Source organism: Streptomyces sp. NEAU-W12, from assembly GCF_026242095.1.
GTDB lineage: Bacteria > Actinomycetota > Actinomycetes > Streptomycetales > Streptomycetaceae > Streptomyces.
Genome location: NZ_JAPJDM010000002.1, coordinates 37,113 through 57,976 on the forward strand (window position 1 = coordinate 37,113; position 20,864 = coordinate 57,976).

A 20,864-nucleotide genomic window follows, 5' to 3' on the forward strand; every position below is an offset into this window, starting at 1 on the left:
GTTGTCCGCCGGCACCCGGGGATCACCTACTCCCTGCGCCGGACCGGGAGGAGGCGCAGTCGTCCTTGGGGATGAGCACATCCGCCCCCGGACAGTGCGGTAATGGATGCAGGGCCCGTACTGTGGGTTCTGTCGCAGAAGTGTGAGCCGGAGTCCGTCAGAAGGGGGCGCGCGAAGCCCATGAGCGGTGTCATGAAGCGTATGGGGATGATCTTCCGCGCGAAGGCGAACAAGGCCCTGGACCGGGCCGAGGATCCGCGCGAGACCCTCGATTACTCGTACCAGAAACAGCTGGAGCTGCTCCAGAAGGTCCGTCGGGGCGTCGCCGACGTGGCGACCAGCCGCAAGCGCCTGGAGCTCCAGCTCAACCAGCTGCAGTCCCAGTCCTCCAAGCTCGAGGACCAGGGCCGCAAGGCGCTGGCGCTGGGCCGTGAGGACCTCGCCCGCGAGGCCCTCTCCCGCCGCGCCGCCCTCCAGCAGCAGGTGACGGACCTGGAGACGCAGCACGCGACGCTCCAGGGCGAGGAGGAGAAGCTCACCCTCGCGGCCCAGCGGCTCCAGGCCAAGGTCGACGCCTTCCGTACGAAGAAGGAGACCATCAAGGCCACGTACACGGCGGCGCAGGCGCAGACCCGGATCGGGGAGGCCTTCTCCGGCATCTCCGAGGAGATGGGCGACGTCGGGCTGGCGATCCAGCGGGCCGAGGACAAGACCGCCCAGCTCCAGGCGCGGGCCGGCGCCATCGACGAGCTGCTCGCCTCCGGTGCCCTCGACGACCAGTCCGGCATGCGCAAGGACGACATCCAGGCCGAGCTGGACCGGCTCTCCGGTGGTACGGATGTGGAGCTGGAACTGCAGCGCATGAAGGCCGAGCTGGCCGGAGGCTCCTCCACGGAGAAGCAGGCCATCGAGGGCGGCAGCGAGCAGTCCCGGTCGCAGCAGCCGCAGGACACCCCGAGGTTCGACAAGCAGTGACCGCCGCACGGGACACCGGCCCGTGCCGATGACGAGTGAGGCCCCCGCGCGGGTGCCCAGGAGGCCGACATGATCGTACGGATCATGGGGGAGGGGCAGGTGGCTCTGGCCGAGAGTCACCTCGCCGAGCTGGACAAACTCGACGAGGAACTCCTCGTCGAGATGGACAACGGCGACGGCCCCGGCTTCCGCCGCACCCTCACCGCCCTGCTGAACAGGGTCCACGAGCTCGGCGAACCGCTGCCGGTCGACGCGCTGGAACCCTCCGACCTCATCCTCCCCTCCCCGGACGCGACCATCGAGGAGGTCCGGGAGCTGCTCGGCGACGACGGCCTGATCCCCGGCACATGACACCCCGGCCCGCCAGGCCGCCCGCATCCGTACCGTCCCCATCGGTACCTCCCGCATCCGTACGTCCCCCGTACGCCTCCGCGACGCCGTACGGTGAACGGCTGTGAGCACCTTCCAGCGGGCCCGGTGCCGGCTGCGCGCGCACCCCTTCGCTCTGGACGCGGCCCTGGCCGCGGGCGTCCTGGCGTGCATGCTGGCCGGCTCCCTCGTCGACCCGCACGGCCCTGACGGCGTCACCTGGACGCTGCGCGCCCCGGACCTGCTCAGCCTGGTCCTGATGGTGCTCGCCGGCGCCGCGCTCTCCTTCCGGCGCCGCGCGCCCCGCGCGGTCCTCGGCTTCACCGGTGGCGCCTCCCTGGTGGAGTCCGTCACCGGCGACCCCCGCGCCCCGGTCGCGATGTGCGTGGTCGTCGCGCTCTACACCGTCGCCTCCACCACCGACCGCCCCACCAGCTGGCGGGCCGGCCTGCTCACCATGACCGTCCTCACCGCTGCCGCCATGATCGCCGGCCCGCTGCCCTGGTACGCCCAGGAGAACCTGGGGATCTTCGCCTGGACCGGGATCGGCGCCACCGCCGGGGACGCCGTCCGCAGCCGCCGCGCCTTCGTCCAGGCCATCAGGGAACGTGCCGAGCGGGCCGAACGCACCCGGGAGGAGGAGGCCCGCCGCCGCGTCGCCGAGGAACGCCTGCGCATCGCCCGCGATCTGCACGACATCGTCGCCCACCACATCGCGTTGGTCAACGTCCAGGCCGGGGTCGCCGCCCATGTCATGGACAAGCGGCCCGACCAGGCCAAGGAGGCCCTCGCCCACGTACGCGAGGCCAGCCGCTCGGCGCTCGGCGAACTACGGGCCACCGTCGGCCTGCTGCGCCAGTCCGGCGACCCCGAGGCCCCCACCGAGCCCGCCCCCGGCCTCGACCGTCTCGACGAACTCGCCGGCACCTTCCGCAGCGCCGGCCTGCGCGTCCTGGTCGCCCGCGAGGACCAGGGCCCGGACCACGCCCCCGCGCTGCCCGCCGCCGTCGACCTGGCCGCCTACCGGGTCGTCCAGGAGGCTCTCACCAACGTCCAGAAACACGCCGGCGCCGAGGCGAAGGCGGAGGTCAGCGTCGTCCGGGTGGGCCCGCACCTCGAGGTCACCGTCCTCGACGACGGCACCGGCGCGGTTCACCCCGACGCCTCCGGCGTCTCCGCCTCCGCCACCTCCGCCGCGAACGGCGACGGCGGCGGCCACGGCCTGCTCGGGATGCGGGAACGCGTCACCGCCCTGCGTGGCACCCTCACCACCGGCCCCCGCTACGGCGGAGGCTTCCGCGTCCATGCGATCCTGCCCGTCGAGTCCCGCACGTCCGCGGCCCGGGGCGGCTCGTGACCCGTCCGCAGCGCGGGACGGCTGCCCGTGACCAGCACTCCTGGGGGAACCCGTGACCATCCGCGTCCTGCTCGCCGACGACCAGGCCCTGCTGCGCAGCGCCTTCCGCGTGCTCGTCGACTCCGAGCCGGACATGGAGGTGGTGGGCGAGGCGTCCGACGGCGCCGAGGCGGTCCGCCTGGCCCGCGAACAGCGCGCGGACATCGTCCTGATGGACATCCGGATGCCCGGCACCGACGGCCTCGCGGCCACCCGCCTGATCAGCGCGGACCCCGAACTCGACGGGGTCCGTGTGGTGATCCTGACGACCTTCGAGGTCGACGACTACGTGGTGCAGTCGCTGCGGGCCGGCGCCTCCGGCTTCCTCGGCAAGGGCTCCGAACCCGGCGAACTGCTGAACGCCATCCGGATCGCCGCCGAGGGCGAGGCGCTGCTGTCCCCGGCCGCCACCAAGGGCCTGATCGCCCGTTTCCTCGCCCAGGAGGGCACGGCCGACGGCGCCGACCGCGACCCGGCCCGCGCCCGACGGCTCGACTCGCTGACCGTGCGGGAACGCGAGGTGCTGGTCCAGGTCGCCGGCGGCCACTCCAACGACGAGATCGCCCAACGACTGGAGGTCAGCCCGCTGACCGTCAAGACACACGTCAACCGGGCCATGTCCAAGCTCGGCGCCCGCGACCGGGCCCAACTGGTCGTGACCGCCTACGAGTCCGGTCTGGTCCGCCCGAGGACGGACTGAACGCGACCGCGCGTACTGCGGCGGGAGTAGTCGGCGCCCGGAGGAACGGGACCTCGGGCCTACGGATCGACCCCACCGATGCGCCACTGTGTAGAGCGCGCACCCGGCTCGGTCCGGCCGTGCCCCGCCCGTGCCCGTGACCGTGTGTCAGGCGGCGCCGGCGACCGCACTTCCGACCGCTCACAGACGTTCACAGACGCTCACAGAAGAGAGATCCGTAACCCATGTCCTGGCTGGCCAGATTCAGCCTCGCGCAACGCGCGCTGATCGGTCTCATGTCGATCATCGCGCTCGTGTTCGGGGCGATCGCGATACCTCAGCTCAAGCAGCAGCTGCTGCCCACCATCGAACTGCCCATGGTCTCCGTGATCGCCCCCTACCAGGGCGCGTCCCCGGACGTGGTGGAGAAGCAGGTCGTCGAGCCCATCGAGAACAACCTGGAGGCCGTCGACGGCATCTCCGGTGTCACCTCGACGGCCAGCGAGGGCAACGCCGTGATCATGGCGTCCTTCGACTTCGGCAACGACACCGAACAGCTCGTCGCCGACGTCCAGCAGGCCGTCAACCGGGCCCGCGTCCTGCTTCCCGACGACGTGGACCCGCAGGTCGTCGCCGGCAGCACCGACGACATCCCGACCGTGGTCCTCGCCGTCACCTCCGACGAGGACCAGCAGGCCCTCGCCGACCGGCTCGACCGGACCGTGGTCACCGGGCTCGAGGGCATCGACGGCGTCGGCCAGGTCACCGTGGACGGCGTCCGGGACCTCCAGGTCACCGTCACCCCCGACGACGCCAAGCTCGCCGACGCCGGTCTCACGGCGCAGGCGCTCACCCAGGCCCTCCAGGCGGGCGGCGCGACCGTCCCGGCCGGCTCCTTCGACGAGGACGGCGCCAACCGCACCGTCCAGGTCGGCGGCGGCTACACCTCGCTCGAGCAGATCGAGGACCTGATGGTCCCCGGACAGCCCGGTGAGGGCAAGCCGGTCCGCCTCGGCTCCGTGGCCGAGGTCGAGCAGCAGGAGGCCAGGACCGACTCCCTCACCCGCACCAACGGCGAGCCCAGCCTCGCCGTGGTCGTCACCATGGACCACGACGGCAGCGCCGTCGCGATCTCGGACGCCGTCGAGGAGAAGCTGCCCGACCTGCGCGAGTCCCTCGGCTCGGGCGCCGAACTCACGGTCGTCAGCGACCAGGGCCCGGCCGTCGCCAAGGCCATCGAGGGCCTGACCACCGAGGGCACCCTCGGTCTGGTCTTCGCGGTCCTGGTGATCCTGGTCTTCCTCGCCTCGATCCGCTCGACCCTCGTCACCGCGGTGTCCATCCCGCTGTCCGTCGTGCTCGCGCTGATCGTGCTGTGGACGCGCGACCTGTCGCTGAACATGCTGACCCTCGGCGCGCTGACCATCGCGGTCGGCCGGGTCGTGGACGACTCCATCGTCGTCCTGGAGAACATCAAGCGGCACCTCGGCTACGGTGAGGAGCGCCGTGAGGCGATCCTGGGCGCCGTCCGCGAGGTGGCCGGCGCGGTGACGTCCGCGACGTTCACCACCGTCGCCGTCTTCCTGCCGATCGGCCTGGTCGGCGGCATGGTGGGCGAGCTGTTCGGCTCCTTCAGCATCACCGTCACGGCGGCGCTGCTCGCCTCCCTGCTGGTGTCGCTGACGGTCGTCCCCGTCCTGTCGTACTGGTTCCTGCGTCCCCCGAAGGGCACCCCCGAGGACGCCGAGGAAGCCCGCAGGCTGGCCGAGGAGAAGGAGGCGAAGAGCCGCCTCCAGAAGTTCTACGTCTCCGTCCTGCGCTTCGCCACCCGGCGCAGGCTGGCCAGCATCGCCATCGCGGTCGTCGTCCTGATCGGCACGTTCGGCATGACCCCGCTGCTCAAGACCAACTTCTTCGACCAGGGCGAGCAGCAGGTCCTCACGGTCCGTCAGGAGCTGGAGCCCGGCACCAGCCTCGAGGCGACCGACGCGCAGGCCAGGAAGGTCGAGAAGCTGCTCGGCGACACCGAGGGCGTCAGGGACCACCAGGTCACCATCGGCTCGTCCGGCTTCATGGCGGCCTTCGGCGGCGGCACGGACACCAACCAGGCCAGCTACCAGGTGATGCTGGAGGACTCCGCGTCCTCCGAGGACGTGCAGGAGCGCCTCGAGAAGGGTCTCGCCGGACTCGACGGCATCGGCACCACCACCATCGCGGGCGGCGACGGATTCGCCAGCCAGGACCTGAGCGTCGTCGTCAAGGCGGCCGACGCGCAGGTGCTGCGCAAGGCGACCGACCAGGTGCAGGAGGCCGTGGCCTCGCTGGACGACGTCACGGACGTGACCAGCGACCTGTCGCAGAGCGTCCCGCGGATCTCCGTGGAGGCCACCTCCCGTGCCGCCGCGGCCGGGTTCAACAGCCAGACGCTCGGCGCGGCCGTCGCCCAGGCGGTCCGGGGAACCCCGGCAGCCAAGGCGGTCCTCGACGACACCGAGCGCGACGTCGTCATCCGCTCGGCCGAACCGGCCACCACCCTGGCCGAGCTGAAGAAGCTGCGCCTGGGCCCGGTGGAGCTGGGCGACATCGCCACCGTCGAGCTGAAGGACGGCCCGGTGTCCATGACCCGGATCGACGGCCAGCGCTCCGCCACCGTCACCGCCCGCCCGACCGGTGACAACACCGGTGCGGTCAGCGCCGAGCTCCAGACGAAGATCGACGCGCTCACCCTCCCGGCGGGCGCGACGGCCGAGATCGGCGGTGTGTCCGAGGACCAGGACGAGGCGTTCGCCAACCTGGGCCTGGCGATGCTCGCGGCGATCGCGATCATCTTCATGCTGCTCGTCGGCACCTTCCGGTCGCTCGCCCAGCCGCTGATCCTGCTGGTGTCCATCCCCTTCGCGGCGACGGGCGCGATCGGCCTGCTGATCGTCACGGGCACCCCGATGGGCGTCCCGGCGATGATCGGCATGCTGATGCTGACCGGCATCGTGGTCACCAACGCGATCGTGCTGATCGACCTGATCAACCAGTACCGCGCCCAGGGCCACGGCGTCGTCGAGGCCGTGATCGAGGGCGGCCGGCACCGGCTGCGCCCGATCCTCATGACGGCCCTGGCGACGATCTTCGCCCTGCTCCCGATGGCGCTCGGCGTCACCGGTGAGGGCGGCTTCATCGCCCAGCCGCTGGCCGTGGTGGTGATCGGCGGCCTGATCACGTCGACGGTGCTGACCCTGCTCCTGGTGCCGACGCTCTACGCGATGCTGGAGCTCCGCAAGGAGCGGCGCGCGAAGAAGAAGGCGCTGAAGAAGGGCACGGCGGACGAGGAGCCGAAGACGTCGGAGACGTCCGGGGAACCCGGTGGGTCCGCCGGACCCGCGGGCGACCCGAAGCCGGCGCAGGTCTGACCTGCTCGCGCCCCGCACAACGGCGACGGCCCCCCCGGAACCGCGGGGGCGGCCGGGGCCGCGCCGGTCACCGCACTGCGCGTCACGGCAGTGCGAGCATCCGCTCCAGGGCCAGCTTGGCGAACTCCTCGGTCTCCTTGTCCACCTCGATGCGGTTGACCAGGTTGCCCTCCGCCAGCGACTCCAGGGCCCACACCAGGTGGGGGAGGTCGATGCGGTTCATCGTGGAGCAGAAGCAGACCGTCCTGTCCAGGAAGACGATCTCCTTGCCCTCGGGGGCGAAACGGTTCGCCAGCCGGCGCACCAGGTTCAGCTCCGTGCCGATCGCCCACCTGGAACCGGCCGGGGCGGCCTCCAGCGTCTTGATGATGTACTCGGTCGACCCGACGTGGTCCGCCGCGGCCACGACCTCGTGCCGGCACTCGGGGTGCACCAGGACGTTGACGCCCGGAACGCGCTCGCGCACGTCGTTGACCGAGTCCAGGCTGAAGCGGCCGTGCACCGAGCAGTGGCCGCGCCACAGGATCATCTTCGCGGCCCGCAGCTCGTCCGCCGTCAGTCCGCCGTTCGGCTTGTGCGGGTTGTAGACGACGCAGTCCTCCAGGGACATCCCCAGGTCCCGCACCGCGGTGTTGCGGCCGAGGTGCTGGTCGGGGAGGAAGAGGACCTGCTCGCCCTGCTGGAAGGCCCAGTCGAGGGCGCGCTTCGCGTTGGAGGAGGTGCAGATGGTGCCGCCGTGCCTGCCGGTGAAGGCCTTGATGTCGGCGGAGGAGTTCATGTACGAGACGGGTACGACCCGGTCGGATATCCCGGCCTCGGTCAGCACGTCCCAGCACTCCGCGACCTGCTCGGCGGTGGCCATGTCCGCCATGGAGCAGCCGGCCGCGAGATCCGGCAGGACCACCTTCTGGTCGTCGCCGGTGAGGATGTCCGCGGACTCGGCCATGAAGTGCACACCGCAGAACACGATGTACTCGGCCTGCGGGCGCGCGGCGGCCTCCCTGGCCAGCTTGAACGAGTCGCCCGTGACGTCGGCGAACTGGATGACCTCGTCGCGCTGGTAGTGGTGGCCGAGCACGAAGACCTTGTCCCCGAGCTTCTCCTTGGCGGCGCGGGCGCGCTCCACCAGGTCCGGGTCGGACGGTGAGGGGAGGTCGCCGGGACACTCCACACCGCGCTCGCTCCTCGGGTCGGCCTCCCGGCCGAGGAGCAACAGGGCGAGGGGCGTCGGCTGTACGTCGAGCTCCTGGGTCTGGGCGGTGGTCACGACACGCACCCTTTCTGTTCTGCGGTCGGCCGGGCCCGTGAGGACCGGACCGGCGGGACAAGCGGGACACCGGTTCGACTTTTCGTCGAATTGACGCTATCTATCATAACCGGCTCGCGTCGGTTTGACGACGGCCATAGCGTCCATGTGACGTGAATCCCGGCGGCGGCTCGCGCATTCCCCGCCCGGGCCGTTTTCCGCTCGACGGGGCGTGTGCGAGCATGAAGACGGAGCCGAGAGAACACGTTCCCGGCCCGGAATGAATCCGCGGCCCCGTCGGTTGCAACCGTCGGCAAGCAGTCTCCGTACAACCCGGGAGAGATGTAGATGTCCGTATCGGACGAGACCACCACCGCCACCGACGGCATCATCGTGACCGAAGCCGCCGCGGCCAAGGTCAAGGCGCTGCTCGACCAGGAAGGCCGTGACGACCTCGCCCTGCGCGTCGCCGTCCAGCCCGGCGGCTGCTCCGGCCTGCGCTACCAGCTCTTCTTCGACGAGCGTTCCCTCGACGGCGACGTGGAGAAGGACTTCGACGGCGTCAAGGTCGTCACCGACCGGATGAGCGCCCCGTACCTGGGCGGTGCCACCATCGACTTCGTCGACACCATCGAGAAGCAGGGCTTCACCATCGACAACCCGAACGCCACGGGCTCCTGCGCCTGCGGCGACTCCTTCAGCTGAGCGGTCCCCGACTCCGCTCCGGGACCCGTTCCCGGGCGGCGCGCCGGCACCACGGAGGCGGCGGCCCCGTCCGGACGGGGCCGCCGCCTTTGGGCCTTCAGCCCCTCGTCACCCCTTCGAGGGCGGCGCGGGCAGCCGCGCGCCGTCCTTGCGCAGCGGCACCGGCTCACCGTCGGCGTCCACCACCTCGCGGGCACCCAGCGGCGCGTCGAGCCGCACCGTCTGCTGGTACTGCTTGGCGATCAGGATGCAGACCTCGTCCGGCCAGGGCGTCTCGGTCACGGTGACCGTGACCCGGCCGCCGCTCTCGCTCGCCGCCGCCGCGTAGTCGGCGCACACCCCGCCGGTGAAGGTCACCGTCAGCTCGTCGCCCTCGGCGGTGTAGCCCTCGACGGCCACCTCGCGCGCCGTCGGCGACGAGGTCGGCCGGTCGCCGTCCCCCGGCCTTGCCGGTTCCGTGCTCGATTCCCCGGACCGCGCCCGCGGGGCGAGGTATTCCGGCTCGACCGCCGGATACGTCACCGTGCCGCCGTCCTGCGCGTCCGTCGGCCGCACCTCGAACAGCCAGGACGGCACGAGCGCCTGCTGCCCGTCCACCGCGTGCGCGGCCAGCCCGAACACCGCCCCCTCGACCACGACCGTGTCCTCGGCGGGCAGGCGCGACGCCGTGACGCACGGCTCCTGCCGCTCCTGCCGGTCGCCGTCCTCCAGCGGTACGGGAGTGGCACAGCCGCCGATCTCCGCGCGCCCGCCGGCGCCGAGTGCGGTGTTCAGCAGTTCCAGCGCCTTTTCGGCGCCCACCACGGGGTACGTGTCCGCCTTCGCCGGCGTCGACAGCCGGCCGCTGCCGCCGACCACCTCGCCCCCGGCGCCGACGACCACGCCGGTCGTCCAGCCGTGCGTCGGCAGACCGCCGACCTCCGGCTCCGCGTTCACCACCCGCTTGACGCCCGTGACCTGGCCGGCGTCGAGTTTCGCGTCGTCCTGGCCCAGCGCCTTCAGCACGGGCGCGGCGGCCTTCTTCGCGGCCTCCTCGCTCACCGCGGGGGCGTCGCCGGCCGACGGGGCCTTGCACGCCCCGCCCTTGCCCGTACAGGCGTCGGGGCCCGGCGTGTACCGGCTGAACGTCCAGGTGCCGGGGGCGCCGCGGTCCACCCGCAGGGTGGGCCCACTGCCGTCCTTGCCGCCGATCCGCCAGGCCTCGCCCTCCGCCACCGGCTTCCCGCCGATCCCGAGCGCCTCCGCGAGCCCGGCCACCTGCGCCTCGGTGACCTGCCCCCGGGCGCGGTACACCGGCGCCGTGTCGGGACCGTCGGGGAGAGGACCGTCGGCGCGGTAGGCGGCGCCGTACGGGTTGGGCTCACCCGGCGCGATGCCGTGCCCGCCGCCCCCGGGGTAGGCGTCGAGGGCGAGCGGCGGGGGAGTGCCCTCCCCGTCGGCCCCCGGAGCCGTGCCCCCGCCGTCCGGCCCGCCGGAGGCGCCGGCGGCGAGATACGCCCCGCCGCCCCCGACCAGCAGCACCGCCGCGGCCACCGCCGCCACCAGCCCCGGCGACCGCCGCCGCCCGGCTCCGTGCCCGTCGCCGCCGGGTACGCCGGCGGGGGCCGCGCCGGCACCGTGGCCCCCGCCGGTACGTCCCTCGTCCGCGCCCGGCACCGGACCGTCGCCGCCGGCTGCCCGTACGGGTGAGGCCCCGGCCGTGCCGGTCTCGCGTTCCCCGGCCGCCCCTCCGGATGCGGGCGCGTCGGGCCCGGAGACCCCGGGGGCCGAGGCTCCGGCCTCCGGTTCTTCGGCCACCGCGGCCCCGCCCCCGCCCCGGGGGGCATCCTCCACGGACCCGCTCCCGGCGGCCCGGCCCGCGCCGCCGTCCGTCTTCGCGGCGTCGGGCTGTGAGCCTCCGGGGGCCGGCACCCCGGCCTCCGGGCTCTCGGCCCCGCCGCCGTGCGCCCTCCCGGGCGTGCTCTTCGGTGTCTGGTCCCCGGCTTCGCCGGCCTGCGCGGCATCGCTCGCGGCGGCTGCGGAATCCGGCGTCGGGACCTCGGCGTCGTCGGCCCCCGGCGCCTCGGACGCGGTCGCGCCCGCGCCCTCCGGGGCCGACGACGCGTGGGCGTCGGCGCGTACGGAACCGGTCTCCCCGGCCCGGGTTCCGGAGGCGTCCGCCCGCACTGCCCCGGATTCCGCGCGGGGTACGCCCGCGTCCGTGTCCACAGGTTTCGGCGCGGACGGCGTAGACGCCGCGGACGCGCCGGCGGGCGAGGAGCCGGCCTGCGCGTCCCCGGCGGGCGGAGCTTCGGGCGTGGGGTCTTCGGGTGCCGCATGCTCACCCCGGCCTCGGGGGGCCGCCGCGGATCCGCTCTCCGGGCCCCCGCCTTCGGCGTCCCCCGTCGCCGCGCCGGCTGTCCTGCCGGTCGTCGTGTCCTCGGCCTGTCCGGGGGTGGCACGGGGGTTTGCCGCCTCCGGGGCCCCTTCGTGCCCGCCCCCCGGCGCCCGGCCGCCTTCCGCCTCGGCGCCCTCCCGCTGCTCCCCGGCCCCGTCAGCGGGAGCTTCGGAGGCGGGGCCGGGCGCGGCGGCGGCGTCCCGGGAGCGGACGCCCCGCGGGGCGTCCGCTCCGTCGGCCGAAGCGCCCCCGGTGTCGCGCGCGCTGCCGAAGGCCCGTGCCTCGGCGTCGTCGTTGTCGGGTCGCTCGGTGTTCACCGCATCGCTCCTTCGGCTGCACAGCTGTCCCTGAAGACCCTGCCCGGTCGCACCCGGACTGCTGAGGGGTCGTATCCCGCGTCCCCTTTACGGGGGACAGCGATGGGACGCAACGGAGGAGCGCACGGTTCCCCGGGCGCCGGTCCGGCCGCGGAGAAATCCGGTGTTCAGTCCCCGTACTCGGACATCGCGTCCAGCAGCCGGGCGGAGGACGAGGGCACGGACACGCCGTGGATCAGGGACGGAGGGACCGGGCGGGCGGAGCCCCGGTCCGGTGCCGTCCAGCGGGGAGCCATCCGGGCGCAGTCGCCGCGCAGCGACGCCAGGTCGCCTTCCAGGTCGGCCTGAGTGGGGGCATGGACCTTGAGGTTCGTCATGTCGGCACCGTACGCAGGCCGCGGGTCACGACGAAAGATCTACTATCGGGTAGTTTTGTCGGTCTTCAACGAGCGGCGTCCACCCGATAGCGTGGACCGTCAATCCCCCTCCCTCAGGAGAGTCCACGCCGTGCGCATCGCAGTCACCGGCTCCATCGCCACCGACCACCTCATGACCTTCCCCGGCCGCTTCGCCGACCAGCTCGTCGCGGACCAGCTGCACACGGTCTCGCTGTCCTTCCTGGTCGACAACCTCGACGTACGCCGGGGCGGCGTGGGCGCGAACATCGCCTTCGGCATGGGGCAGCTCGGCACCCGGCCGATCCTGGCCGGCGCCGCGGGCTTCGACTTCGACGAGTACCGGGCCTGGCTGGAGCGGCACGGCGTCGACACCGGCTCCGTCCGTATCTCCGAGACGCTGCACACCGCCCGCTTCGTGGTCACCACGGACGCCGACCACAACCAGATCGGCTCCTTCTACACGGGCGCGATGAGCGAGGCCCGGCTGATCGAGCTGAAGGCCGTCGCCGACCGCGTGGGCGGCCTCGACCTGGTCCTCATCGGCGCCGACGACCCGGAGGGCATGCTCCGGCACACCGAGGAGTGCCGCACCCGGAACATCCCGTTCGCCGCCGACTTCTCCCAGCAGATCGCCCGGATGAACGGGGAGGAGATCCGGATACTGCTGGACGGGGCGACCTACCTCTTCTCCAACGAGTACGAGAAGGGGCTCATCGAGAGCAAGACCGGCTGGTCCGACGCCGAGATCCTCGGCAAGGTCGGCCACCGGGTCACCACCCTCGGCTCCCGCGGGGTGCGCATCGAGCGTGCGGGCGAGGACCCCATCGAGGTCGGCTGCGCCCAGGAGGAGCGCAAGGCGGACCCGACCGGAGTGGGCGACGCCTTCCGCGCCGGGTTCCTGTCCGGCCTGACCTGGGGTGTCTCGCTGGAGCGTGCCGCGCAGGTCGGCTGCATGCTCGCCACCCTGGTCATCGAGACCGTCGGCACCCAGGAGTACGAGCTGAGCCGCGCCCACTTCATGGAGCGCTTCGCCCGGGCCTACGGCGAAGAGCCCGCGGCAGAGGTGAAGAAGCACCTGGCCTGAGCCACCGGGGGTGCACGACCTCCGGCGGGTCACCGGGCCCCGGGGCCACCGGTCCTCGAGGTTCCGGGTTCCCGCGGCCCCCGGTCCTCGAGGGCCGGTGTTCCCGCGGACGCTGTCGGCGCATTCCGCGACGGGCCACGAGGGGCGCGTCCGTCCCACCGGGACGTCCGCCCGGGCGGTGTGCCGCCGGGGCGGACGTCCCCCTCACGGCCTCGGGGCCGGCCGGCGTCGGCCGGCCGACGCGTCAACAGCCTCCCCACGAGGGTTCCGGGGTCCCGAGGGCACCGGTGCCGCCGTTCACGAGACCCGGCGGACCACATGGGCCGAGCCTCGGTCCGCCGGCTCCTCACCCACGTACTCCTGCCCCCGCATCTCGCACCACGCCGGGATGTCCAGCCGGGCGGCCTCGTCGTCCGCGAGGACCCGCACCGTGCCGCCCACGGGCACGTCGCCGATCACCCGGGCCAGCTCGATCACCGGGACCGGGCACCGCCGGCCCAGCGCGTCCACGACCAGTGCGCCGGCGGCCGCGGCCGCGCCGCTCCCCTCGCCGTCCCGCTCCGCGCCCCGTACGCCCCCGGCCGTCACCGGCGCGCCCAGCTTCTCCCGCACCCCGGCCACCACCCCCGGCAGGACCGTCAGGAACCGCTCGACGTCCTCGGCCGGTGTCCCCGGCGGCAGCGAGACGCGGACGTTCCCCTCGCTCAGCACCCCCATCGCCCTCAGCACATGACTCGGGGTGAGCGTGCTGCTCGTGCACGACGAACCCGACGACACGGAGAAGCCGGCGGCGTCCAGCTCGTGCAGCACCGTCTCCCCGTCGACGTAGAGGCAGGAGAAGGTGACGATCCCCGGCAGCCGCCGCTCTGGATCGCCGGTCACCTCCGCCTCCGGCACCAGCGCCGGCACCCGCGCCCGGATCCGCTCCGTCAGTTCCCGCAGACGGGCCGCCTCCTCGGCCGCCTCGGCGCGCACCGCCCGCAGCGAGGCCGCCGCGGCCACCACCGCCGGGATGTTCTCGAACCCGGCCGCCCGCCCCGACTCCCGTTCGTCCGCCGGCCCCTGGGGGGCGAACCGCGTCCCCTTGCGCACCACGAGCAGTCCTACACCCGGCGGGCCGCCCCACTTGTGGGCGCTCGCCGTGAGCAGCGACCAGTCGCCCGCCACCGGCCCCCAGCCCAGCGACTGGGCCGCGTCCACCAGCAGCGGCACACCCGCAGCCCGGCACGCCCCGGCCACCTCGGCCACCGGCTGCACCGTCCCCACCTCGTGATTGGCCGACTGGAGACAGGCCAGCGCGGTGTCCGGCCGCAGCGCCCCGGCGAACGCGTCCGGGGCCACGGCACCCGTGCGGTCCACTCCGACCTCGGTGACCGAACCGCCCCGCGCCTCGTGGACCTCAGCTGCGTGGAGGACAGAGGAATGTTCGACCGCTGACACGATCAGGTGGCGCCCCACGCGTCGGCGCCCGGCCAGCGCCCCCTCGATCCCGGCGTGCACCGCCCGCGTGCCGGACGGCGTGAACACCAGCTCGTCCGGACGGCACTCCACCGCCTCCGCCACCGCCTCGCGCGCCGCGTCCAGCAGCAGCCGGGCCCGCCTGCCCTCCCGGTACAGCCGTGCCGGATCGGCCCACCCCTCGTCCAGCGCGGCCAACAGGGCCTGACGGCCGACGGGATGGAGCGGAGCGGCGGACGCGGCGTCGAAGTAGGACATACGGCAACGGTAAGCCGCGGGCCCGGCCGGGAGGGGCGGGGGAGGGCAGGACAGGGCGTGTGGAAGGTGAGGGGGCGTGCGCGCCCCGGAGCCCTCCGTGCCTGCCGGGCCAGGCCGTTACCGGCGCACAAGCCGCACTCCCGGCCATTGGGCGCGCCTTCCCACCCCTTCGGGGTGACGGGCGGCGCGTATGCCCCCCTCCCCGCGAGCCCCCGGAAGGCGTCGGCTAGGGTTTGGTCCGCATAAACATCCAAACCCCTGCCCGACGCAGGGCGGCGACCGACCAGCGAGAAGGCCAGGCCGCAGCCGTACAGCGCGGGCGAGACTCTCGGGAAGGCGCTACGTGAGTCCCAACGGCTCCGACCTCCCCCACTGCCTGAAGGGCGTGGGAGGTACCCCCAAGCTGCGGCGCCCGATGCGGCGGAAGCTGCTGCAGGCACTGACCGCGGGCCTGGTCCTGGCAACCGCCACCGGTTGCACGTGGGAGGACTTCCCTCGCCTTGGTATGCCCACCCCCACCACGGAAGAGGCTCCCCGGATCCTCTCCCTCTGGCAGGGGTCCTGGGCCGCCGCGCTCGCCATCGGCGTGCTGGTGTGGGGTCTGATCCTGTGGAGTGCTTTCTTCCACCGGCGCAGCCGCACCAAGGTCGAGGTACCTCCGCAGACCCGGTACAACATGCCCATCGAGGCGCTGTACACCGTGGTTCCGCTCATCATCGTCTCGGTCTTCTTCTTCTTCACGGCCCGTGACGAGTCCGAGCTCATGAAGCTCCAGGCGAAGCCGGACGTCACGGTGAACGTCGTCGGCTTCCAGTGGAGCTGGTGCTTCAACTACATCGAGAACGTCGAGGGTTCCACCGGCGACGCCAGGACCGCCAAGGAACTCGACGGGGTCCCGGACCGCTACAAGGAGGCCTTCCCGGCCGACGCCGGCGGTGTCAACGACTGCGGCACCCCCTCCACGCGGAACCCGCAGACCAACAACCCGGGCCCCACCCTGTGGCTGCCCGAGGGCAAGCGGGTCCGCTTCGTCCTGACCTCGCGGGACGTCATCCACTCCTTCTGGGTGGTGCCGTTCCTGATGAAGCAGGACGTCATCCCGGGGCACCCCAACGCCTTCGAGGTGACCCCCAACCGCGAGGGCACCTTCCTCGGCAAGTGCGCCGAGCTCTGCGGCGTGGACCACGCCCGGATGCTGTTCAACGTGAAGGTCGTCTCCCCCGAGCGCTACGAGCAGCACCTCCAGGAGCTCGCGGAGAAGGGGCAGACCGGTTACGTGCCCTCCGGCATCGAGCAGACGAGCCACGAGAAGAACCGGGAGGCGAACATCCTGTGAGCATCCTCAATGAACCCCAGGGTGCCGCAGCGTCTGTGGGCTCCTACGAGAGCGAGCAGCCGGTCCGGCGCAAGCAGCCCGGCAACGTGGTCGTCAAGTGGCTCACCACCACCGACCACAAGACGATCGGCACGCTGTATCTGGTGACGTCGTTCGTGTTCTTCTGCATCGGCGGCGTGATGGCGCTCGTCATGCGCGCCGAGCTGGCCCGGCCGGGCCTGCAGGTCATGTCGAACGAGCAGTTCAACCAGGCGTTCACGATGCACGGCACGATCATGCTGCTGATGTTCGCGACGCCCCTGTTCGCCGGCTTCGCGAACTGGATCATGCCGCTCCAGATCGGCGCGCCCGACGTCGCCTTCCCGCGGCTGAACATGTTCGCCTACTGGCTCTACCTGTTCGGCTCGCTCATCGCGGTCGGCGGCTTCCTCACCCCGGACGGGGCCGCCAGCTTCGGCTGGTTCGCCTACTCCCCGCTGTCGGACGCCATCCGCTCGCCGGGTGTCGGCGCCGACATGTGGATCATGGGTCTGGCGTTCTCCGGCTTCGGCACGATCCTCGGTGCGGTCAACTTCATCACCACGATCATCTGCATGCGCGCTCCCGGCATGACGATGTTCCGCATGCCGATCTTCACCTGGAACGTGCTGCTGACCGGTGTGCTGGTCCTGCTCGCCTTCCCGGTGCTCGCGGCGGCGCTGTTCGCGCTGGAGGTGGACCGCAAGTTCGGGGCGCACATCTTCGACCCGGCCAACGGCGGGGCGCTGCTCTGGCAGCACCTGTTCTGGTTCTTCGGCCACCCCGAGGTGTACATCATCGCGCTGCCGTTCTTCGGCATCGTCTCCGAGATCATCCCGGTCTTCTCCCGCAAGCCGATCTTCGGCTACATGGGACTGATCGGCGCGACCATCGCGATCGCGGGCCTGTCGGTGACGGTGTGGGCGCACCACATGTACGTCACGGGCGGTGTGCTGCTGCCGTTCTTCTCGTTCATGACCTTCCTGATCGCGGTCCCCACCGGTGTGAAGTTCTTCAACTGGCTGGGCACCATGTGGAAGGGGTCGCTGAGCTTCGAGACACCGATGCTCTGGTCGGCGGGCTTCCTGGTGACCTTCCTCTTCGGCGGTCTGACGGGTGTCATCCTGGCCTCGCCGCCGCTGGACTTCCACGTCTCGGACTCGTACTTCGTGGTGGCGCACTTCCACTACGTGGTGTTCGGCACGGTCGTCTTCGCGATGTTCGCCGGCTTCCACTTCTGGTGGCCGAAGTTCACCGGCAAGATGCTCGACGAACGGCTCGGCAAGATCACCTTCTGGACGCTGTTCGCCGGCTTCCACGGCACGTTCCTGGTCCAGCACTGGCTGGGTGCCGAGGGCATGCCGCGCCGTTACTCGGACTACCTGGCGGCCGACGGCTTCACCGCGCTGAACACGGTCTCGACCATCGCGTCGTTCCTGCTCGGCATGTCGATGCTGCCGTTCTTCTACAACATCTGGAAGACGGCCAAGTACGGCAGGAAAATCGAGGTCGACGACCCGTGGGGCTACGGCCGTTCGCTCGAATGGGCGACGTCGTGCCCGCCGCCGCGGCACAACTTCACCTCCCTGCCGCGGATCCGCAGCGAATCCCCGGCGTTCGACCTGCACCACCCGGAGATCGCCGCGCTCGACCAGCTCGAGAACACCGGTCACGGTGAGAAGGTCCTCTCCGGTGGCAAGGAGGCCGGCAAGTGAAGATCCAGGGCAAGATGTTCATCTGGCTGAGCGCCTTCCTGCTCGCCGTGGCGGTGGTCTACGGCGTGTGGGCGAAGGAGCCGGTCGGCACCACGGCCCTCTTCCTGGCCTTCGGCCTGAGCATCATGATCGGCTTCTACCTGGGCTTCACCGCCCGGCGGGTCGACGTGGGCCCTCAGGACGACAAGGAGGCGGACGTCGCCGACGACGCCGGCGAGGTCGGGTTCTTCAGCCCGCACAGCTGGCAGCCGCTCGGTCTCGGCCTGGGTGGCGCGATCGCCTTCCTGTCCGTCGCCGTCGGCTGGTGGCTGATGTACTTCGCGGCACCGCTGATCCTGATCGGCCTCTGGGGCTGGGTCTTCGAGTACTACCGCGGTGAGAACCGCACCCAGTAGGACGCGCCGGCGGTACGCACCCGCAGGACGTGGGGCAGACGACACGACGCAGGGCCCGGACACTCCCTCGGGAGTGTCCGGGCCCTGCGTCGTGTCTGCCGCGTCTGCCGCACTACGTATCACTCGTTCGAGTCTTCCGGCGCGCCGCAGTTGACGAGTCTCCCTAGCGTGAACTCATGAGACGTGATCCGCGAAACCGCACTGCCGTCGGCTGCGCGCTGCTGGTGATCGCCCTCGGCGCGGGCGTCACCGGCTGCTCCTCCGGCGGCGATCCGCTGTCCGCCGAGCCCTACGACGCGACGGACCGGATCAGCTTCAGCGGCTCCTCCGAAGGGGAGAAGGCCGACCCCGACAAGCCCCTGGAGCTCGTCGCCGAGGACTCCGGGGAGCACATCACCGACGTCACGGCCGTGGACGCCGCGGGCCGCCACGTGGCGGGCGAACTCGCCGCCGACGGCAGCCGCTGGCACAGCACCTCCCCGCTCGCCGCCGACGCCGACTACACGGTCCGGGTCAGCACCGAGGACGAGGACGGGGCGCGGGGCCGCAAGGTCCTCACCTTCACCACCGGCAAGCCCGCCGCCGCCAAGAGCCTCGGGGTCACCTTCGGCCCCGGAAGGGGCACCTACGGCGTCGGCCAACCGCTCACCGCCGAGCTGACCGCGCCGGTCCGGGACCCCGCCCAGCGCGCCGTCGTGGAACGCGGCCTGAAGGTGTCCTCCACGCCCGCGGCGGACGGCGCCTGGCACTGGGTGGACGACAAGCTGCTCCACTTCCGCCCGAAGGACTACTGGCCCGAGAACGCCACCGTCAGGATGCGCAGCAACCTGGAGGGCATCCGGATCGGCGACCGGCTGAGGGGCACCAGGACCGCGTCACTGACCCTCAGAACCGGCGACCGGGTCATAGCCGTCGCCGACGTCGCGGCACACCGGCTGAAGGTCTACAAGAGCGGCGAGGAGGTCAGGACGATCCCCGTCACCGCCGGCAAGCCCGGCTTCGAGACCCGCAACGGCGTCAAGGTCGTCCTCGCCAAGGAACGCCTCGTACGGATGCGCAGCACCAGCATAGGCATCGCCGAGGGCTCCTCCGAGTCGTACGACATGCCGGTCCACTTCGCCACCAGGGTGACCTGGAGCGGCGAGTACGTGCACGCCGCCCCCTGGTCCGTCGGCTCCCAGGGCTACGCCAACGTCAGCCACGGCTGCGTGGGCATGAGCACCGGCGACGCCGAGTGGTTCTTCGACACGTTCGGCCAGGGCGACCTCGTCGAGGTCGTCAACTCGGACGGCGACACCATGGAACCGTTCGGCAACGGCTTCGGCGACTGGAACCTCAGCTGGGACCAGTGGCGCGAGGGCAGCGCCCTGACGGGCGGCACCGGGACCGCTCCCGCCTCCGAGGAGAAGGCACGCCTGCGCCCCCAGTCGGCGTGAGCACCGGCGGGCAGGCTCCAGGACAGGCCCTAAGCGTTCAGGGCGTGCTTCTCGCGCAGCAGGGAGGCGAGGGCCGAGGCGAACTCCACCGGCTCCACCGGCAGCGTCACGGCGGCCTCCGCGCGGCTCCAGGTGGCCAGCCAGGCGTCCTGGGGACGGCCGATGAGCAGCAGCACCGGCGGGCACTGGAAGATCTCGTCCTTGATCTGCCGGCACACGCCCATGCCGCCCACGGGAGTCGACTCGCCGTCCAGGACGCAGACGTCGATCCCGCCCCGCTCCAGCTCCTTGAGGACGGCCGGGAGGGTCGCGCACTCCACGAACTCCACGACGGGCACGTCCGGGGCGGGCCGCCGGCCGGTGGCGAGCCGCACCTGCTCCCGGGTGCCGGAATTGTCGCTGTAGACCAGCACCGTGGCGGTCGCCTGCATTGTTCCTCCACGCTTGTGAGGGGGCACGGCATCGTCGGGCACCAGTGGTGCCGATGGCGCGGATGCTACCCCTTCCGGCAGCTTGTCAACACTGGTTCGGACACCGCTTCGATGGGCCATCCGGGCAGTACAGGAGGGGCGGACACTCCGAACACCACCCCCCGGGGTGAGGGCGGGATAAGCGACCGACATAATGTCGGCGTGGCGACAGCAACGACAGTAGACACCGGGCACGCGCACCCGTCGGTCAATCGACCGAACCTCACCAGCGTCGGAACCATCATCTGGCTGAGTTCCGAGCTGATGTTCTTCGCGGCCCTCTTCGCGATGTACTTCACCCTGCGATCGGTGACCGGCCCCGACTTCTGGTCGGAGAAGGCCGACACGCTGAACTTCCCGTTCGCGTTGACGAACACCACGATCCTGGTGCTCTCCTCCCTCACCTGCCAGCTCGGCGTCTTCGCCGCCGAGCGCGGTGACGTGAAGAAGCTCCGGGCGTGGTTCATCGTCACGTTCGTCATGGGCGCGGTCTTCATCGGCGGTCAGGTCATCGAGTACACCGAGCTGGTCAAGCACGAGGGCCTGTCCCTCTCCTCCGACCCCTACGGCTCGGTCTTCTACCTGACCACCGGCTTCCACGGCCTGCACGTGCTGGGCGGTCTCTTCGCCTTCCTGCTCGTCCTGGGCCGGACCTACGCGGCTCGGAGGTTCACCCATGACCAGGCGACGGCGGCCATCGTCGTGTCCTACTACTGGCATTTCGTCGATGTCGTCTGGATCGGCCTCTTCGCCACGATCTACATGATCAAGTAGGCGGACCCGAATCCGCGCGCTCGAAGAAGCGCACCCACCAGAAGCATCGACGCA

General features: G+C 71.7%; 17 protein-coding genes. 12 read left to right on the top strand and 5 right to left on the bottom strand.

The annotated features are described in order from the left end of the window. Nucleotides 1-180: 180 nt before the first annotated feature. The 5 genes from ORI94_RS02410 (at nucleotide 181) to ORI94_RS02430 (ending at nucleotide 6,823) form a co-directional block, all read left to right on the top strand. Nucleotides 181-975: a PspA/IM30 family protein gene (locus tag ORI94_RS02410; RefSeq protein WP_078878471.1), complete on the top strand. Its 795-nt coding sequence runs from the start codon at nucleotides 181-183 to the stop codon at nucleotides 973-975. Nucleotides 976-1,044: 69 nt separating this feature from the next. Beyond that, entirely contained in the window at nucleotides 1,045-1,326 is a 282-nt protein-coding gene (gene pspAA, locus ORI94_RS02415) for a PspA-associated protein PspAA (protein ID WP_266072010.1), read from the top strand. 103 nt (nucleotides 1,327-1,429) lie between these two features. After that, nucleotides 1,430-2,701: a sensor histidine kinase gene (locus ORI94_RS02420; RefSeq protein ID WP_266072011.1), complete on the top strand. Its 1,272-nt coding sequence runs from the start codon at nucleotides 1,430-1,432 to the stop codon at nucleotides 2,699-2,701. Between the two features lie 52 nt (nucleotides 2,702-2,753). Further along, nucleotides 2,754-3,440: a response regulator gene (locus ORI94_RS02425; RefSeq protein WP_266072012.1), complete on the top strand. Its 687-nt coding sequence runs from the start codon at nucleotides 2,754-2,756 to the stop codon at nucleotides 3,438-3,440. Nucleotides 3,441-3,664: 224 nt separating this feature from the next. Continuing rightward, a complete protein-coding gene (locus ORI94_RS02430) occupies nucleotides 3,665-6,823 on the top strand; it encodes an efflux RND transporter permease subunit (RefSeq protein ID WP_266072013.1) in 3,159 nt (1,052 codons plus the stop codon). An 82-nt stretch (nucleotides 6,824-6,905) separates the two neighbouring features. Here ORI94_RS02430 and nadA read toward each other — a convergent pair whose 3' ends face one another. After that, nucleotides 6,906-8,090 (bottom strand): quinolinate synthase NadA, encoded by a 1,185-nt coding sequence (gene nadA, locus ORI94_RS02435; protein ID WP_266072015.1) that lies wholly within the window; start codon nucleotides 8,088-8,090, stop codon nucleotides 6,906-6,908. Nucleotides 8,091-8,417: 327 nt separating this feature from the next. Between nadA and ORI94_RS02440 the strand changes: the two genes are divergently transcribed. Next, entirely contained in the window at nucleotides 8,418-8,774 is a 357-nt protein-coding gene (locus tag ORI94_RS02440; RefSeq protein ID WP_042173429.1) for a HesB/IscA family protein, read from the top strand. 108 nt (nucleotides 8,775-8,882) lie between these two features. On the opposite strand, the gene ORI94_RS02445 is transcribed toward ORI94_RS02440, so the two are convergent. Both ORI94_RS02445 and ORI94_RS02450 read right to left on the bottom strand, forming a co-directional pair. Next, nucleotides 8,883-11,468, bottom strand: coding sequence for a hypothetical protein (locus ORI94_RS02445; RefSeq protein ID WP_266072016.1), 2,586 nt, complete (start codon nucleotides 11,466-11,468; stop codon nucleotides 8,883-8,885). Nucleotides 11,469-11,635: 167 nt separating this feature from the next. Beyond that, nucleotides 11,636-11,845, bottom strand: coding sequence for a hypothetical protein (locus ORI94_RS02450; protein ID WP_266072017.1), 210 nt, complete (start codon nucleotides 11,843-11,845; stop codon nucleotides 11,636-11,638). Nucleotides 11,846-11,975: 130 nt separating this feature from the next. On the opposite strand from ORI94_RS02450, the gene ORI94_RS02455 reads away from it, so the two are divergent. Then, a complete protein-coding gene (locus ORI94_RS02455; RefSeq protein WP_266072018.1) occupies nucleotides 11,976-12,950 on the top strand; it encodes a carbohydrate kinase family protein in 975 nt (324 codons plus the stop codon). A gap of 297 nt (nucleotides 12,951-13,247) precedes the next feature. Here the strand turns inward: ORI94_RS02455 and ORI94_RS02460 are convergent, their stop codons facing one another. Continuing rightward, on the bottom strand, nucleotides 13,248-14,666 hold the full coding sequence (locus ORI94_RS02460; RefSeq protein ID WP_266072019.1) for a cysteine desulfurase/sulfurtransferase TusA family protein: 1,419 nt from the start codon (nucleotides 14,664-14,666) through the stop codon (nucleotides 13,248-13,250). 343 nt (nucleotides 14,667-15,009) lie between these two features. Between ORI94_RS02460 and coxB the strand changes: the two genes are divergently transcribed. The 4 genes from coxB to ORI94_RS02480 all read left to right on the top strand — a co-directional run bounded on the left by coxB (nucleotide 15,010) and on the right by ORI94_RS02480 (nucleotide 19,566). Continuing rightward, nucleotides 15,010-16,002 (top strand): cytochrome c oxidase subunit II, encoded by a 993-nt coding sequence (coxB, locus tag ORI94_RS02465; RefSeq protein WP_416237758.1) that lies wholly within the window; start codon nucleotides 15,010-15,012, stop codon nucleotides 16,000-16,002. Continuing rightward, entirely contained in the window at nucleotides 15,999-17,735 is a 1,737-nt protein-coding gene (gene ctaD, locus ORI94_RS02470; protein ID WP_266072020.1) for a cytochrome c oxidase subunit I, read from the top strand. Before coxB ends, ctaD begins: the two co-directional genes overlap by 4 nt. Beyond that, the gene (locus tag ORI94_RS02475; RefSeq protein ID WP_266072021.1) at nucleotides 17,732-18,130 is read left to right on the top strand and encodes a cytochrome c oxidase subunit 4; all 399 of its coding nucleotides are present in this window, start codon (nucleotides 17,732-17,734) and stop codon (nucleotides 18,128-18,130) included. Before ctaD ends, ORI94_RS02475 begins: the two co-directional genes overlap by 4 nt. Nucleotides 18,131-18,306: 176 nt before the next feature. Then, nucleotides 18,307-19,566 carry a L,D-transpeptidase gene (locus ORI94_RS02480; protein WP_266072022.1) on the top strand — a complete coding sequence of 420 codons (1,260 nt, stop codon included), beginning with the start codon at nucleotides 18,307-18,309 and terminating at the stop codon, nucleotides 19,564-19,566. Between the two features lie 29 nt (nucleotides 19,567-19,595). On the opposite strand, the gene ORI94_RS02485 is transcribed toward ORI94_RS02480, so the two are convergent. Next, the gene (locus tag ORI94_RS02485) at nucleotides 19,596-19,997 is read right to left on the bottom strand and encodes a hypothetical protein (protein WP_266072023.1); all 402 of its coding nucleotides are present in this window, start codon (nucleotides 19,995-19,997) and stop codon (nucleotides 19,596-19,598) included. 201 nt (nucleotides 19,998-20,198) lie between these two features. On the opposite strand from ORI94_RS02485, the gene ORI94_RS02490 reads away from it, so the two are divergent. Next, nucleotides 20,199-20,810 (top strand): cytochrome c oxidase subunit 3, encoded by a 612-nt coding sequence (locus tag ORI94_RS02490; protein WP_266072024.1) that lies wholly within the window; start codon nucleotides 20,199-20,201, stop codon nucleotides 20,808-20,810. Nucleotides 20,811-20,864: the final 54 nt, after the last annotated feature.

Bases quoted from the DNA above. Each gene is read 5' to 3' on its own strand.
- ORI94_RS02410 (WP_078878471.1), top strand. From the start codon at position 181: ATGAGCGGTGTCATGAAGCGTATGGGGATGATCTTCCGCGCGAAGGCG.
- pspAA (WP_266072010.1), top strand. From the start codon at position 1,045: ATGATCGTACGGATCATGGGGGAGGGGCAGGTGGCTCTGGCCGAGAGT.
- ORI94_RS02430 (WP_266072013.1), top strand. From the start codon at position 3,665: ATGTCCTGGCTGGCCAGATTCAGCCTCGCGCAACGCGCGCTGATCGGT.
- ORI94_RS02440 (WP_042173429.1), top strand. From the start codon at position 8,418: ATGTCCGTATCGGACGAGACCACCACCGCCACCGACGGCATCATCGTG.
- ORI94_RS02450 (WP_266072017.1), bottom strand. From the start codon at position 11,845: ATGACGAACCTCAAGGTCCATGCCCCCACTCAGGCCGACCTGGAAGGC.
- ORI94_RS02460 (WP_266072019.1), bottom strand. From the start codon at position 14,666: ATGTCCTACTTCGACGCCGCGTCCGCCGCTCCGCTCCATCCCGTCGGC.
- ORI94_RS02480 (WP_266072022.1), top strand. From the start codon at position 18,307: ATGAGACGTGATCCGCGAAACCGCACTGCCGTCGGCTGCGCGCTGCTG.
- ORI94_RS02485 (WP_266072023.1), bottom strand. From the start codon at position 19,997: ATGCAGGCGACCGCCACGGTGCTGGTCTACAGCGACAATTCCGGCACC.